Annotated in this window: 10 protein-coding genes and 4 pseudogenes; 6 read left to right on the top strand and 8 right to left on the bottom strand. The window is 68.9% G+C overall.

Features of this window, described 5'->3' with window-relative positions; genetic code table 11:
* Window positions 1–118: 118 nt before the first annotated feature.
* Entirely contained in the window at window positions 119–1,684 is a 1,566-nt protein-coding gene (locus J8403_RS00610) for an FMN-binding glutamate synthase family protein (RefSeq protein ID WP_211121323.1), read from the bottom strand.
* Between the two features lie 429 nt (window positions 1,685–2,113).
* On the opposite strand from J8403_RS00610, the gene J8403_RS00605 reads away from it, so the two are divergent.
* Window positions 2,114–2,746 carry a restriction endonuclease gene (locus tag J8403_RS00605; protein ID WP_211121322.1) on the top strand — a complete coding sequence of 211 codons (633 nt, stop codon included), beginning with the start codon at window positions 2,114–2,116 and terminating at the stop codon, window positions 2,744–2,746.
* Between the two features lie 44 nt (window positions 2,747–2,790).
* On the opposite strand, the gene J8403_RS00600 is transcribed toward J8403_RS00605, so the two are convergent.
* A complete protein-coding gene (locus tag J8403_RS00600; RefSeq protein WP_425519878.1) occupies window positions 2,791–4,074 on the bottom strand; it encodes an IS701 family transposase in 1,284 nt (427 codons plus the stop codon).
* A 670-nt stretch (window positions 4,075–4,744) separates the two neighbouring features.
* On the opposite strand from J8403_RS00600, the gene J8403_RS00595 reads away from it, so the two are divergent.
* The gene (locus J8403_RS00595) at window positions 4,745–5,395 is read left to right on the top strand and encodes a hypothetical protein (protein ID WP_211121321.1); all 651 of its coding nucleotides are present in this window, start codon (window positions 4,745–4,747) and stop codon (window positions 5,393–5,395) included.
* Between the two features lie 189 nt (window positions 5,396–5,584).
* On the opposite strand, the pseudogene J8403_RS44665 reads toward J8403_RS00595, so the two are convergent.
* Window positions 5,585–5,890, bottom strand: a pseudogene (locus J8403_RS44665) (hypothetical protein); the annotation flags it as partial.
* Window positions 5,891–6,174: 284 nt separating this feature from the next.
* On the opposite strand from J8403_RS44665, the gene J8403_RS00585 reads away from it, so the two are divergent.
* Window positions 6,175–7,464, top strand: a complete 1,290-nt coding sequence (locus J8403_RS00585; protein WP_246585614.1) for a hypothetical protein — start codon at window positions 6,175–6,177, stop codon at window positions 7,462–7,464.
* Between the two features lie 299 nt (window positions 7,465–7,763).
* Here J8403_RS00585 and J8403_RS44525 read toward each other — a convergent pair.
* The 3 genes and pseudogenes from J8403_RS44525 to J8403_RS00570 all read right to left on the bottom strand — a co-directional run.
* Window positions 7,764–8,000 (bottom strand): annotated as a pseudogene (locus tag J8403_RS44525) (DUF2000 family protein); the annotation flags it as partial.
* 119 nt (window positions 8,001–8,119) lie between these two features.
* Window positions 8,120–8,346, bottom strand: a pseudogene (locus J8403_RS00575) (IS5/IS1182 family transposase); the annotation flags it as partial.
* Window positions 8,347–8,454: 108 nt separating this feature from the next.
* Complete coding sequence (locus tag J8403_RS00570; protein WP_211121320.1) at window positions 8,455–9,048, bottom strand: TetR/AcrR family transcriptional regulator; 594 nt, start codon at window positions 9,046–9,048, stop codon at window positions 8,455–8,457.
* A gap of 121 nt (window positions 9,049–9,169) precedes the next feature.
* On the opposite strand from J8403_RS00570, the gene J8403_RS00565 reads away from it, so the two are divergent.
* Entirely contained in the window at window positions 9,170–10,123 is a 954-nt protein-coding gene (locus J8403_RS00565; RefSeq protein ID WP_211121319.1) for an NADP-dependent oxidoreductase, read from the top strand.
* Between the two features lie 336 nt (window positions 10,124–10,459).
* Window positions 10,460–11,268 (top strand): IS5 family transposase gene (locus J8403_RS00560; protein ID WP_211121318.1). Its coding sequence is split into 2 segments (ribosomal slippage): window positions 10,460–10,799 and window positions 10,799–11,268, totalling 810 coding nucleotides; the frame shifts between segments, so codons are not numbered across the junction.
* 89 nt (window positions 11,269–11,357) lie between these two features.
* Here the strand turns inward: J8403_RS00560 and J8403_RS00555 are convergent.
* Both J8403_RS00555 and J8403_RS00550 read right to left on the bottom strand, forming a co-directional pair.
* Window positions 11,358–11,905 (bottom strand): annotated as a pseudogene (locus tag J8403_RS00555) (integrase); the annotation flags it as partial.
* Between the two features lie 411 nt (window positions 11,906–12,316).
* Complete coding sequence (locus tag J8403_RS00550) at window positions 12,317–13,342, bottom strand: Lrp/AsnC family transcriptional regulator (RefSeq protein ID WP_211121317.1); 1,026 nt, start codon at window positions 13,340–13,342, stop codon at window positions 12,317–12,319.
* Between the two features lie 148 nt (window positions 13,343–13,490).
* Between J8403_RS00550 and J8403_RS00545 the strand changes: the two genes are divergently transcribed.
* Window positions 13,491–14,888, top strand: a complete 1,398-nt coding sequence (locus J8403_RS00545) for a type III PLP-dependent enzyme domain-containing protein (RefSeq protein ID WP_211121316.1) — start codon at window positions 13,491–13,493, stop codon at window positions 14,886–14,888.
* The last annotated feature ends 1 nt before the right edge of the window (window position 14,889 follow it).

Genomic DNA, 14,889 nt, shown 5'->3' with positions numbered 1-14,889 from the left:
AGCGGGTGGGGCGGGGGCGCTCCCGGTTGCTGCCAGGCATGGGGGAGCGCCCCGGTCTACTGAGGGGGACGGGTGCAGCGGCCGGCGTGCTCGTCCTGCGGATCTGTGCCGTGCCGGGTCAGATGGTGAACTGGCCGGGGTCGGCGGCGGCCCAGTCCTCGGCCCACGTCGCCGGGGGCTCGGTGAGCAGCTGTCCCGGAGCCAGCCATTCGTACAGCTCCGCGTGGGAACGGACGGTGAAGGGGTCGACCCGCGTCCGCAGCATGTGCGGACGCAGCTCGGTGGGGTCATGGACGCCCATGGAGGCCATGATCTGCATCGCCCCGTACACCGTGGCCCGCTGGAACCGCTCCACGCGCGCCGACTTGTCACCCACGTCCAGTGCGCGGGCCCGCCGGGGATCCTGCGTGGCCACCCCGACGGGGCAGGTGTTGGTGTGGCAGCGCTGGGCCTGGATGCACCCGGTGGCGAACATCATCGCCCGCGCCGCGTTGGTGTAATCGGCCCCCTGCACCATCCGCTTCACCATGTCGCTCCCGGTGGCCACCTTGCCGCTGGCGCCGACCCTGATCCGGTCCCGCAACCCCGTGCCGACCAGTGCGTTGTGCACCGTGATCAGGCCCTCGGTCAGCGGCGTGCCAACATGGTCGGCGAACTCCAGCGGGGCCGCGCCGGTGCCCCCTTCGGCCCCGTCCACCACGATGAAGTCCGGAGTGACGCCCTCGCTCAGCATGGCCTTGCACACGGCCAGAAACTGCCGCCGCGAGGTGAGGCACAGCTTGAAGCCGGTGGGCTTGCCACCCGCCAGCTCCCGCATCCGGCCGATGAACCGCACCAGCTCGCGGGGTGTGGAGAACACCCGGTGGTACGGCGGCGACACCACCGTCTGCCCCTGCGGCACCTCGCGCACCTTCGCGATCTCCGCGTTGACCTTGCTGCCCGGAAGCACTCCGCCCATGCCCGGCTTCGCGCCCTGCGACAGCTTGAGGGAAACACACTTCACCTGGTCATGGGCCGCCTTCTCGGCGAACATGGCCGCATCGAAGTCACCGTCGTCCGTCCGGCACCCGAAATACCCGGTTCCGATCTCCCAGATCAGATCGCCACCGTGGCGCAGGTGGTATTCCGAAAGACCGCCCTCACCCGTGTCCTGCGCGAAACCGCCCAGGGCCGCACCGCGGTTGAGCGCGAGGATCGCGTTGGCCGACAGAGATCCGAAGCTCATCGCCGAGATGTTCAACAGCGCCATGTCGTACGGCTTGGCACAGTCCGGCCCGCCGATCCGGACCCTGGGCGGCTGGTCCGGCGTGGCCTTGGGCGCCAGCGAAGGGACCAGGAACTCATACCCCGCCGCGCCGACGTCCCGCTCCGTCCCGAACGGCTCCTCGGCGTCCACACCCTTCGCCCGTTCGTACACGATGCTGCGTACATCACGGTCGTACGGGCGACCGTCGTAGTCGCGCTCGATGAAGTACTGCTGCAGCTCCGGCCGTAGCGCCTCCAGCAGGAACCGCAGATGGCCCAGTAGCGGATAGTTGCGCAGGACGGAGTGCTCGCGCTGCACCACATCCCGGACCGCCACGGCCGTCATGGCCGCCGCCACCACGACCAGAAGCCACCACGACGGCGATACCCACCACGCGAGCGCCGCGCCGAGCGCCACCGTCAGGGCAGGACCAGTCATCAATACGAGTTTCAGCACGTCGCACGGCTACCCCACTCGCACCAGTCGATGCGGTTACCTCCGCCGGGTCGAACCGGACCGTGTGCGAAGTGTGCGCACGGCCTGCCGGATGACCGCCACGGCGGACACTCCATGGGGACCTCGGCCGAGCCGGGACGGGGTGCCGGTCGGGCGCTTCCTGCGGGACAACCCGATGAGGCGCAGTCCCTGGTCCAGGCGGTGCAGGGCGGAAGTCATGGCAGATATCCCATCGTCGGAATGGTGAAAATGGCGGGGCGCCCGACTATCGGCTTCCCCTTGGCTGACGCGCTATGCGTGGTGGATACGTCGGCCCGCCACACCGCTGATGTTGCAGCGGGTGTGGAGGCGGCGTACCGGGGCAGTCGGCATTGACGATCTTGATGTCACCACACGAGAGGATCGCCATCCATGGCCACTTCCGGCCGTCGGCCGCGTATCGGGCGTCAGTACGCCTTCAGCCTGCGGAATCTCTCAGTCTGCTTCGGGCTGATCGCCATCGTTGTCTTCGGGGCTGGGGTCACCGTGAGAGCCGCCGGCGGCGCGAACGGCGCCCAACCTGTCGCCGCCGTGGCCGTGGGACTGTTCACTCTTTTGGCCGCCGTCGTGATGCGCCACCGCCGTACGGCCCCCGCTTCTCCCGAGGAGGATTCCCTCAAAGCAGCCGACTTCGAGGCGATGACGGCCAGTGAGTTCGAGCAGGCGGTGGCGGACCTGTGTGAACGGGACGGCTGCCGGGTCAGCCGGGTGGAGGGCGGCGCGGGCGACCTGGGCGCGGACGTCCTCGCCACCGCCCCCGACGGCCAGCGCATTGTCATCCAGTGCAAGCGATACGACTCGACTCACAAGGTCGGCTCGCAGGATGTTCAGCGCTTCGGCGGAACGTGCTTCGCCGTCCACGACGCCGAGATCGCCGCGGTGGTCACGACCAGCGAGTTCACCGAGCCCGCCGCCGAGTACGCCACGCAGTGCGGAATCCTGTGCGTCGACGGGCAGGAGCTCGCCACGTGGGCAAGCACGGGCCCGGCTCCGTGGACGGAGTAACGCAACGGCGCCATCCCGTTAGTACTCCAGTGCGGTTTCGTGGTCTATCCGGTGAGTTGGTCGGTCGACCGTCGTCGGTAGTGGCTGCGGCGGGCTGTTGCCTGGTGGCGTCTGCGCCAGTTGGACCAGTGCAGCGGCCTGGCCGCTGTCAGGGCCGGTGGGATGAAGGCGACGACGAGTAGGTGGCGGATCTCGGGGACGGTCAGCGTGATCGGGTCGCTGCCGCGGGTGGGGTGGTGGGGATCGATGGGCCGGTCGGGAGCCGCGTCCGCTGCGAGGGCGGTCAGGAAGGCCAGTGCGAGCATGGCGAGCGTGATGTGGCGGTGCCATGAGGTCCAGTTGCGGACCTGGTAGTGATCGAGTCCGACCTGGCCCTTGGCGGCCTGGAAGCATTCCTCGACGCTCCAGCGGATGCCGGCGATGCGTACCAGTTCCGCGAGAGCGACTGGGGCGGGTGACCAGGACAGGTAGAAGGCGAGTCCGCCGGTGGTGCGGTTGCGGCGGACGAGCAGGTGGCGGTGGTCGTCGGTGCCGATGTGGATCCAGGCCCAGTCGTAGTGGCGCGGGCCCTTCGCGCCGTTGCCTGCGCTGTGCCGCTGCCAGGCGGTGGCGGGCAGGCGTGCGGCAAGGGTGTCCGCTCGGACGGGGGTGCGGCCTGAGTTGATCCGCACCCTGGTCGAGCAGGCGACGGCCATCACGTAGCCGGTCCCGCGCGCTTCCAGGGCGGCGCGGAGCTGCTGGTCCTGTCCGTAGGCTTCGTCGCCGGTCACCCACGGTGCCGGCACTTCGGCGTCCAGCGCGGCGGCGATCATCTCCCAGGCCAGGCGGGGTTTGGTCGCGAACTCGATCTCCTCGGGTATCCCGGCCGCCCGGCGGCGTTCGGGATCGGTGCACCAGGACTGTTCGGGCAGGTAGAGGCGGCGGTCGATCAGGGCCCGTCCCTGGCTGGTGGCGTCGGCGAGGAAGACGCCGACCTGGGAGTTCTCGATGCGTCCGGCGGTGCCGGTGTACTGGCGCCGGACGCCCGCCGAGGCGCGGCCCTTCTTCACGAAGCCGGTCTCGTCCACGATCAGCACCGCGCCCTCGGCGCCGAGGTGTTCGACGGCGTAGGCGCGGATGTCGTCGCGTACCGCGTCGGCGTCCCGGCGGGCGTAGCGCAGCAGCCGCTGCATGGGGCCCGGCCGGGGCAGGCCGGCCTGTTCGGCCAGCTGCCAGCAGTTCTTCCGCTCGGCACGTGACAGCAGCCCGAGCAGGTAGGCGCGGGCGGTAGCCCGGGGTTCAACTCGGCTGAACCGTCCCGCGATCCGGGCCATGGCCTGCTCGAACATCGCCCGCCATCGGGCGCCGTCTATGCTGTGACCTGCGGCCACCGCACGATCGTCATGAGTCCACACAACCCTTGATGATCACGCGGTGGCCGTTCCAGTTCTCACGCGGGTCCCACCCAAGATCGCGAAGTCACACTGGAGTACTAAGTCACGAGCTCTTGCTACGCAGGCGGACCTGCCCCCGGGGCTGGGTGCCGCCGGCCGGCAGTCGCCTGATGAGGGCCGACGGGTGTCGCCCTTCTCGATCAACACCACGAGCACACTTCACTGATCGGTTCCCGACCGGACCTGCGGGTTTTCGGTGCCCCGCCCACGGCGCCGGTTTCTGTTCGACGTGTGCCCCGACGGTGCGTGGTGGCGGTGGCGGTGGTGGTGGCGGAACCGATCGTATCCACCGGAGCGTCGTTCGCGGATCAGCCAAGCACCGCGCGTTCTCTGCGGTGGCATGGTGGGCCTGCGGGTGCAAGTGCGCTCCATCCGCCTGCACCAGCTGGGCGATCACCGGCACACGGTTCCCGCCGGCCGAGTGACGCCGCCTGCCGGAACACCCCGCGTGCGCCTCTGGCATAGCCAACGTTATAGCGTTTCGTGCACCGTTCGACTTTGTTGCCCGTCGTAGCGACTGATGGGCAACAAGCCGAGGGCACGCACGTGTAAGGAGCAGAGAGCCATGGCACGACCAGAGTCCGGTAAGAGGTTCATTGGCTGGGCCGCCGCGGCCACGTTGCTGGCGGCGGCGCCGCTCATGGCGGCGTGCTCGGACAGCTCGCAGTCCTCTTCCGCCTCGCAAAGCAGCAGCGCCTCTCCATCGGCCGACACATCGAACGACTCCGATGCCTCGTCGGGGGACGGCTCCAGCGCACAGGAGGGCGGCCAGTCCACCGTGCCCTCCGCGGTCGGGGCCTGGGTCAGTGCGGTCATCGAGAAGGACGCGAAGCAGGTGTGCCTGCTCTCCGCGGTGCCGGGCGGCGGCTCGACCCCGAAGGCCGCCACCTCCCAGACGTGCAACGCGTCGATGACGGAGAAGCTGGGCCCCGGTTTGGATTCCATGAGTCAGGCGTTCTCGCCGCAGAACGCCTCCGGCAAGCCGACGGTGAAGGTCGACGCGCCCACCCCCAAGGGCGACGAGGCAGTCGTCCCGGCGTCCAAGATCACCGTCGACGGAAAGCCCCTGCGGGCGATCATGCTGTCCCACTCGAATGGCGACGACCCGAAGTCCTTCAAGTCCAATGTGGAAACCGACAAGATCGACGGGAAATGGTACATCGGCGACTTCAACATGGGTAACGGTAATCAAACGCTTCGGCCTCAAGGGCAGTAGCTGAGGCGTGGTGTGATCTCCCGGCCGTCCAGGAGCGCGTCGGCGTCGGCGTCGCGGCCCGCGGCGGGAGCGGATGGGTGGGATGCCGCCGGTCTCGGTCTGCAGACCACCGGCTGCAGGCCGAGGCCGGCGTGGGTGTTCCCGGCGGAGACGTCCAGCAGAGAGCGGGAATCCGCTGCGGTCGCGGTTTCAGATCATGTCCCACATGGTGAGGCGGAAGTAGCGTTCGTAGCAGCACAGGGCAGCGGCGAGACCGAGGAGGCCCAGGTAGTTACGGGGGTGTCGTTCGTAGCGGGGGCTGAGTCGGCGGTAGCCGGACAGCCACGACATCGTTCTCTCGATCACCCAATGATCGCCTCCCGAACTGGTGTCGGGGTTCCCTGGTCCGCAAGCACACGTACGCCGACCGCGTCGCGGGGTCGAAGGATACGACCGCGGTGCGCGGCAATGCCTACGGCTGCTACGACGCCGTGCGTGCCGTCGCCTGTCTGGGCGTCGAGGGGGATGAGAGCACCGCGTTGTGCGGAGCGGAGTACCGCGGTCTGCCGCAGACCTTGGATACGGACGTCCGCGCCGAGCGCGCGAGGGTGGGCCACGCCAGGCTTGCCCTCACGCTGGGCGCCCATGCGCCCTCGGGCTGGTCGAACTCCGGCGCTCGGGCGATCACTTGTTCTGGATGGACTCCACCGGTCCCGGTTCCCAGGCGAGGTTCCTGCTCGGCTAGACGCCGCTCCTGCACACAGAACGACTTCGGCGTAGGCCGTGGAAAGGGAAAGCACGTGAAGCAGAATGATCTTGCAGTGTCGCGGCGTTGGCTGATCGGGGCCTCGGGGGCGGCCCTCCTTGCCGCCGGGTGCTCGAAGAACGATAGCGGAGGGGACAGCAGCGGCTCCGGCGGCAGCGACGGTTCCGTCGGCACCGAGGGCTACGGCGGCAGCGACGACTCCGGCGGCGGGTCGGCTCCGGACGGTGTGCTCGGCGGCAACTTCAACGAGGACCCCACCGGCTGTGGTTTCACCGAGCTCGAGGGTGTGAAGGCCAGTTGGCTGCGCGGCTTCGTCGCCATCCGCGACAAGGAGGAGACCGGTGCCACGCAGGACCGGGCCGTCTCCACTCTGCTCAACGCATCCGAGCACGGCTACGGCACCATTCTCAGTCTCAAGCTCCCGCACAACGACAAGCCTTTCCCGGACCCGGACAGCTCCGAGATGGACGACCTGCTGGCCAAGGTCGACAAGGTGCTGGACACCGTCATGGACAAGGTGAACATCCTCGTAGTCGGCAACGAGCCGTTCATCGAGAGCCGCAAGGAGGACTGGAACGGCCCGCTGGGTGACTTCTACGAGAAGGTCGCCGAGCATGTGCTCGCCTACCGGGCCGAACACAGCGGCAAGAGCAGCCGTACCCGCATCTACATGGGCGCTCTCAACCACCTCGACGAGCCCGAGTGGCGCGGCGAGGGCGCGGAGCGGTGGATGGAGTTTGCGCGGAAGACCGACGGAATCGAGGGGGTGGACATCCATCCCCACGTGTCGTCGATGGCGAACGCCAAGCAGTACCTCGACTTCGTGGTGCCGCGGCTGGGGGACGGGCAGAAGTTCCTGGTCACCGAGTTCTCCCTGGTGCAGCTGTGGCGGCAGCACATGAAGGACCCGATTCCGCGCCAGTTCGCCGAGCGTTACAAGATGAGCCCCGGCACCAAGGTGTGGGAGGCGATCAAGCAGGCGATCGACCACCCGTGGTCGCAGCGCCAGTGGCAGGACCTGCTCGCCATGAGCCCCTGGTACGCGAGCCACAAGCACTGGCTGAGCACCCAGGTCAAGCAGTTCCGCGACACCGGCAAGCTCGCCGTAGCCACGTACGGCGTGGCCCAGGGGGCCGCCATGACCAAGGACTTCGGACCGAAGAAGCCGCCGTGGCTGCTGAACAGCCTGTACGCGAGCCGCACCGCTCGGCCCGAGGACGGGTCGTCGACGCCCGCCCAGAGCCTCGGCTGGTACGACGACTTCCGGGCCCTCCAGCGCAAACAGGACAAGCTGCCGGTGAACACCGGCAGCGTCCGCACCTGACCCGAGGCGACAGTCCCTGCGACCGGAGGCCGGGATCCGGCCATGCGGGGCCCTCGGCGTGTCAGCGCTGACACGCCGGACAGCTCGACCAGTTGGAGAAGAAAGCGGGCCAAGCCAGCGACGAGGTGGGTCCACGGCCAGGGCCCTGGCGGGCCATGGGCACCGTCGCTCATGGGGGGGCGATCCGCACTCAGCGGTGCGGCCGCAGGCCCCTCGTCGACTTGTCCACCTGGCCGCGCAGGCCCGTAGCGGTCGAGGCCGCCCAGGTTGAGGTCGGGGGCCTCGACGGTGCGGATCGCGGCGCGGTTGTCGTCCTCGTTGTCGGTGCCGAACAGTTCCTCCGTGTAGAGGGCCGTCGGGAGGCCGCGGGGGAGGGCGCGGGTGTGGGTGCGGATGAGTCCGGGGGTGTCGGCGGCGTAGACGAGGACCGGTTCGCGGAACATCGGGAGGTACGTGTTGCCCGAGGCGTCTTCGTACGGCTTGCCGACGATGTCGTCGGTGGCGCGGGAGAGTCCGTTGGAGAGGAAGGCCGCCACGTTCAGCTTCTCCCAGTCGGCGAGGTCGTCCCGGATGATGAGGTTTCCCCGAGATGCGGGGAGAGCTGACAGCAGGGAGCCCGCCGGACACGCTAAGTCGGCTTGGCTCACTGATCGTTTCAGAATGAGGTGCGGAGTCGTCGCAAGCAGATGATGCTGCAAGCGAGTTGGAGCAGGCCGTTGTGGAGGTCGGCGTGTATGGGTTCGTAGCCGTTTGAACTGGTGAAACCGGGCAAAGGTGCGCTCGACGACCCAGTGGGTCTTGCCCAGGCCGGGGCCGTGGGCGGTGGCCTTGCGGGCGATCTTCGGTGTGATGTCCCCGGGCCCGGAGGTGACGGCGGTAATACCGGCCCATGAAACCACCCCAGAAGCGAATATCCCTGCGCGCTCCTCAGCACCCACACATGCCGGCTGGCCTCGGCCGGCACGCAAGCACAGCAGATCAACCCCGCCCTCACGGTATGGCTTGTCGACGCGTGCGGTGAAGCCGTGCGCTGATCTCGGGGGATGTGCTGTCGTCCGCTGCCAGCCCGATCAGGAGGAGTTCGACGAGTCGCTGAAGGTCTGTGGCGGAGTGCGCCAGACGGAACGAGGCAATGGCGCCGAGGCATACGCGTACGTCCTCCACTGTGACGTCCGGACGCACTGCACCGGCCTCGCGGGCGCGGTCTACGAGCTGCTCCATTGCCCGTGCCTGTTCGCGGCGGTCGACAGCGAAGGCTGCCGCCGCCGGGTGGGAACCGAACAGAGCCTCATTCAGCCCGCGGTCCTGCAACCGGTGCTCCGCGAAGCTATGTACGGCGCCGCTGAGCGCGCGCCAGGGATCGGGCTCGTCCAGAGATGCCTGCATGTCCCCACGGCATTCCGCGACCAGCTCAGCGAGCGCCGCCGTGACGAGGTCGGTGCGTGCCGGGAAGTGCCGATGGACCGTGGCAATGCCCAGACCGGCGCGGCGGGCGATCTCCCGCATCGGCAGGTCGAGCCCTTCGTCGGCGAAGGCGGCGCGGGCGATGGCGATGATACGGCGACGGTTGAGCTCCGCGTCCATGCGTGGTTTCCGAGTCACTTCGATCTCCGCGATTCTCACTTCAGCCTGATACGGAACACCTGCTCCACATCCATGTTTACCGTAAGGCAGCGCCCGGAAATTCCGGGCCGGAGAGGTGACCATGCAAGCAGTACAGTTCGACCGTTTCGGTTCTCCCGACGTACTCGGCATCCGCTCCGCGCCCGAGCCGCACGCAGGCCCGGGCGAGGTGCGCATCGCGGTCCGCACCAGCGCGGTGTCGCCGGTGGACCTCGCGCTGCGGGCCGGTGAATCACCCTCACGCGGCAGCCTTGCCCTGCCCCACATCCCTGGCGTGGACGCGGCCGGCGTGATCGACGAGGTCGGCGAGGGCGTCGAAGGCTTTGCCATCGGGGACGAAGTGTTCGGCGCCGTCGATGTCGCCCGACTGGGCGGGGCGAGCGCGCAGTTCGCCGTCCTGGCGTTCTGGGCGGTGAAGCCGGCCGCTTTGTCCTGGGAGGAGGCAGGTGCCGCCGGGACGAGCGTGGAGACGGCTACCCGTGCTCTGGACCTGCTCGGCGTGCGCGAGGAGACGGACACGACATTGCTGATCGACGGCGCGACGGGTGGTGTCGGGAGCATCGCCCTGCAGCTGGCCGTGGCTCGCGGAGCCCGTGTCGTCGGGACCGGCCGCCCCGGCAGCGAAGAATTCCTCTCCGGTCTCGGCGCGACCCCCCTGCCCTACGGGCCTGGCCTGCCCGAGCGGGTTCGCGCGCTGGGCATCTCACGCGTCGACCGCGCGCTCGACGTGGCCGGAGCCGGCTCGCTCGATGAACTCATCAGTCTCACCAAGGGACCTCAGTCGGTGGTCACCCTGGCGGATTTCACCGGCCCCAGCCGTGAGGTGCGCCTCTCCCTCGGCCAGTTCGGCGGCCAGCCCGACGGGCGCCACGGACTCGCCGTCGCTGCAGATCTGGCCGAAAAGGGACTGTTCCACGTACCGGTCCAGGCGGTCTTCCCTGCCGGCCAGGCGGCCGAAGCACACGCGGCGGCGGGGACAGGCCCCCGCCGCGGGAAGACCGTCATCGATCTCACGGCACTCACGCCTGGCCTCTGACGTTGGTCAGGCGAGACCAACATCCCTGATTCCCGCTAGCTAACGGAATCTCTGGTGCGCGGACCGGGGCAAAACACCCAGCGCCCCACCCAGTAAGCCACCCGCTCCTAGGCGCTCACCCGCATGCCTGTATTCCTCAGATCTGCCGTGCTCACACTTACTGATCGTTCCAGAATGATGTTCCGCAGGCTGGCCCCTGAGCCACCTGTCGGAAAGTGCCGACGAGAGCACTGGCCGTTCCAGTCCAAGGATCGTTATGAGTTGGGTGGCGAACGTGATGATCTCGGTCGACATCGGCATGGCGCTCGTCGATCTTGGTCGGGCAGTGTGTCCGGGGTGCGTGCTGATCTTGTTCCTGACGACCTGTGGGAGCGGGTTGCTCCGCTGCTGCTGCCCGCTCCCGAGCGACGCCACCGCTACCCCGGACGGTTGCGGGTTGCGGACCGGGCGGCACTCGCCGGCATCCTGTACGTGCTGCGGACCGGTGTCGCCTGGCGCGATGTCCCCGCGGAGACGGTGGGCTGCTCCGGGGTGACGGCCTGGCGTCGGCTGCGGGACTGGACCGAAGCCGGTGTATGGCCTCGTCTGCCCGCCGCCCTGCTCAGCGAGTTGCGCCGCAACGACCTCTTGGACCTGGACGACTGCGCCGTGGACGGCTCGCACGTCCGGGCCCTCAAAGGGGGGATCACGTCGGCCCCTCGCCCGTCGACCGGGCCCGCCCCGGCTCGAAACACCATGTGATCGTCGACCGCCACGGGACCCCGCTCGCCGTCACGCTCACCGGCGGCAACCGGCATGACATCACCCAGCTTCTGCCGCTGCTGGACGCGGTCCCACCGATCCGGGGCCTGCGGGGACGCCCCCGCCGCAAGCCGCGGCGCCTGTACGCCGATCGGGGCAACGACTTCGACAAGTACCGCCGCCTGCTCTGGAAGCGCGGCGTCAAGCCGTTGATCGCCCGACGCGGTGTCGCCCACGGCTCAGGACTGGGCAGGGTGCGTTGGGTGGTCGAGCGCGCCTTCGCCTGGTTGCACCAGTTCAAGCGACTCCGCATCCGCTACGAGCGACGCGCTGATCTCCACCAGGGCCTGCTCGAGCTGGCCTGCGGCCTCATATGCCTCCGCCGCCTGCGAACCTCATTCTGAAACGATCAGTAAGACACATCTCGCGCACGTGCTCACCGCAGCGGCTGTCAACCTGATCCGTCTGGACGCGTGGTGGAACGAAACTCCTACATCCGAGCCCCGGACAAGGTGACCGTTTCGAAGAAGTCACAGGCAGCACGGCGTCGGCCTGGGAGCGCAGGAAGTCCGCCCAGGTGCTGGAGGACCGCTCGGGTGCTGGATTGACGCCGGCCTCTTGCAGGATCTCCCAGACGGTGGACGCGGCCATCTGCACGGTGAACTGCTCGTCCTGGGCGTGAAGGGCCCGCACGGAGTGCACGGTCCGAGGCCGTCCCGAGCGCCTGGGCCGGGAGGCGGCAGCATGGCGGCGGGCGAGAAGGTCGCGGTGCCAGCGCAGCACCGTGTCCGGACGTACCAGCAGCCGCACCCTGCGGAGCACGTCCATGGGAAGCCGGTGCAGCAGCGCCGCCAGAAATGCCCGATCGGTCGGGGCGAACCGCACCCGGTCCTTACCGAGTTGGCGCTCCATCACCATGATCTGGTGGCGCAAGGCGAGTATCTCGACAGTCTTGTCTCGATCGCCCATTGGTAGCAGGCGCAGCATGGCGAACGCATGCGTCACGCCCAAGTGGGCAGTCGCAGCAGCACGGTCGATCATCTTGCCGCGGTGAGCACCAGCCTCGCGAGAGTGCCCGCCCGGGCGACTGCGCCGGTCGACCTCCCGTACACCCGCCTCCCACCAGGCCGGATGGGTTTTTCGGCAGGCGCAGGGCCCCGGCTGCCTTGGAGGAACAGCTGCGGCCGGGTGCCAACGGCAGGCGTTCCCAGACGCGAGCAGGCTGGTCACCTCGGCGATCGCCCACTTCGGCTACTCGCTCGAAGTGGGAAGAACACGGTCATCGCCGGAGAACTGTGCGTGAGCGTGTAGCCGGCCCAGCGGTGGCGGTGTCCGGCGTCGGCCGCGTGATCCAGATGCATCGCCCTGGCCGTCGAACCGAAGCCGGAGCGCATGCCTCCGCCTGCGCCCCCAGCCCGGTACCGGGATTCCGCCCACTGCCGGATGATCGCCTCAGATGTTCGAGAACACCTCCACATCGGGTGGCACATGCCCGATACTGCGTCCCTCGCTGTCGAGTAGCCGGCCCATCTGTTTCACGGTGTGCAGGCAGGCGGCCCGATCCACGATGGTGAGGTGACGAGAGCGCTCAGTGATCGTCGCCTCCAGCCGCGGCAGATCTCCGAGCGACCGTAGCCAGACCATCAGCAGGAGGTTCCGCTCTCCCGTGAGGGCACAGCACAGGCGTACGTCAGGGAGGGCGGTGAGCGAGCGCGCCGTGGCTTCCAGGTGCTGCGGTGCCACGCTCGCCCACAGGACGGCCGAGTCCGGCCAGCCCGACAGGGACTGTGCCATCTCACAACGCAGCCGGAGCAACCGGTGGGCCAGCAGGCGCTTCACACGGCGGCGCGCCGTGGGCTCGCTGATCCCGGCGCGTTCGGTGAGCTCGGCGTAGGACATACGGCCGTCCTCGTGCAGCAGGCGGTACAGCTCCCGGTCCACGGCGTCCACCCGAGCACCGCCCACCGTCGCGGACGGTGTGCGGCCCGCTTCCAGCGCGCGTTGCTGCGACCGTTCAAGGCTGCGCAGCCGCCACCGGCTCGGCTCGCTGTAGCCCACGGTCCGCATCTCGGCCCGGTACGCCCGGACACCGGGCAGCCGCCCGACCAAGCCGCGCAGGTAGCCCGACACCTCCGCGGGTGTGCGCAACGCCGCCACGGCCAGCAGCCCGTACAAGCCTGTGAGGTGGTGGACGTAGCGCACCTGGGGCTCGGCACTCAACGCGGTGGCCGTGTCGTCCAACCGGTCCGGCACACACTCGATCTCGATGTACGCCATGCAGAACTCGCCGTGCAGGGAGGGGCCGACCACACAGGTGACCCACGCCAGCCCGGCTTCGGTCAGCCGCTGCCAACGACGAGCCACTGTCACGGGGTCGAGCGCGAGGGCCCGGCCCAGCTGGGCCCAGGAGGCGCGAGGAGTGAGCTGGAGCGCGTTGATCAGCTCCAGATCCTTCTCGTCGACGGATTCGTGCGGCATGCCTCTGCTTATCACGGTGTGCGTGTGATGGACAGTGCCGATTTACCCGGCTGTCGTAACGGAATACTGCGTATCGGCGGCCGCTGCGCGCGGTCTGCCGATTCTGGTGGCCCGTACACGCTTGGTGTAATCGAGGAGGTCACAGATCGTGAGGATTGCCAGAGCCGACCAGGACGACGGCGCAGGCCGGCAGCGGCGCGACCGGGTCGTCCGCGAGGCGGTACGGTCCGGTATGGTCGGCCCGGCCCAGGTGGTGTCAGGGTTCGTCGACGCGGACGGGATCCAGGAGTCCGTGCGCGACCTGCACCGGGCCTTCGGCGACGCGCCGGTACTGCACACGTTCGCGGCCAAGGCCGCGTCACTGGTCCCCGTGCTGCGGCTGCTCGCCCGGTCCGGCATGGGGTGCGAGGTCGCCAGCCCCGGCGAGCTGGCCCAGGCCGTCGCTGCCGGCTTCCCGCCGGAACGCATCGTGCTGGACTCACCGGCGAAGACCCCCGCAGAACTGGCCCACGCGCTCGCTCTGGGAGTGGCGGTGAACGCCGACAACTTCGCCGAGGTGGACCGCATCGGTGAACTGCTCGCGGTGCACGAGAGCAGTTCGGTGCTCGGGCTGAGGATCAACCCGCAGGTCGGCGCCGGAGCCATCGACGCGATGAGCACCGCCTCGCCCAGTTCGAAGTTCGGCGTGCCACTGCGGGATCCCGGGGCACGGCAGCGCGTCCTCGACACGTTTGCCGAGCGACCCTGGCTGACCCGGCTGCACGTACATGTCGGTTCGCAGGGATGCTCCCTGGACCTGATCGGCGAAGGGGTGCGCGCCACGTTCGAACTCGCCGAGGAAATCAACGCGGCGGCGGGACGGCAGCAGGTGACCAGTTTGGACATCGGCGGCGGCCTGCCGGTCAACTTCGACGACGACGAGATCCGCCCGACGTACGAGACTTACGTCCGGCAGCTGCGCGCCGCGGTTCCCGGACTCCTCACCGGACGCTACGACCTGGTCACCGAGTTCGGCCGTTCTCTGGTCGCCAAGAACGGCTTCACGGCCGCGGTCGTGGAGTACACCAAGGACACCGGTGGCCGCCGTATCGCACTGACGCACGCGGGCGCGCACATCGCCACCCGCACCGTCTTCATGCCGGATGCGTGGCCGCTGCGGATCGCCGTGTACGACCGCGACGGCCGGCCCAAGCACGCTCCCGAGCGCGTTCAGGACGTCGCGGGCCCGTGCTGCTTCGCGGGCGACCTCGTCGCCCGCGAACGCAGGTTGCCCGAGTTGGCACCCGGCGACATCGTGGTGCTGCTGGACACCGGCGGCTACTACTTCTCCACCCCCTGGTCGTACAACAGCCTCGCCCGGCCCGCCGTGCACGGCTTCACCACACACGGACCGGAGCTGCGGTTCGCCACGGTCCGACGGGAGCAGACCCTCGCCGAGATCCTGGCCGAAAGCGGCGTCGACCAGGCGGACGCGCTCCTCTTCAGCGACTTCAGCGAGTCGGACAGCGACGCGGCCCACGCGCGGCTCGTACCGACAGGAGACTGAC

The sequence above is a fragment of the Streptomyces yatensis genome (assembly GCF_018069625.1).
Classification (GTDB): domain Bacteria; phylum Actinomycetota; class Actinomycetes; order Streptomycetales; family Streptomycetaceae; genus Streptomyces; species Streptomyces yatensis.
The sequence above is the reverse complement of the archived record's forward strand: the minus strand, read 5'-3'. Positions and strand labels throughout refer to the sequence as shown.

What these genes read in the sequence shown, in the direction of transcription:
- J8403_RS00610 (WP_211121323.1), bottom strand. Translation starts at nt 1,684, where the DNA reads ATGACTGGTCCTGCCCTGACGGTGGCGCTCGGCGCGGCGCTCGCGTGG.
- J8403_RS00605 (WP_211121322.1), top strand. Translation starts at nt 2,114, where the DNA reads ATGGCCACTTCCGGCCGTCGGCCGCGTATCGGGCGTCAGTACGCCTTC.
- J8403_RS00600 (WP_425519878.1), bottom strand. Translation starts at nt 4,074, where the DNA reads ATGTTCGAGCAGGCCATGGCCCGGATCGCGGGACGGTTCAGCCGAGTT.
- J8403_RS00595 (WP_211121321.1), top strand. Translation starts at nt 4,745, where the DNA reads ATGGCACGACCAGAGTCCGGTAAGAGGTTCATTGGCTGGGCCGCCGCG.
- J8403_RS00570 (WP_211121320.1), bottom strand. Translation starts at nt 9,048, where the DNA reads ATGGACGCGGAGCTCAACCGTCGCCGTATCATCGCCATCGCCCGCGCC.
- J8403_RS00565 (WP_211121319.1), top strand. Translation starts at nt 9,170, where the DNA reads ATGCAAGCAGTACAGTTCGACCGTTTCGGTTCTCCCGACGTACTCGGC.
- J8403_RS00550 (WP_211121317.1), bottom strand. Translation starts at nt 13,342, where the DNA reads ATGCCGCACGAATCCGTCGACGAGAAGGATCTGGAGCTGATCAACGCG.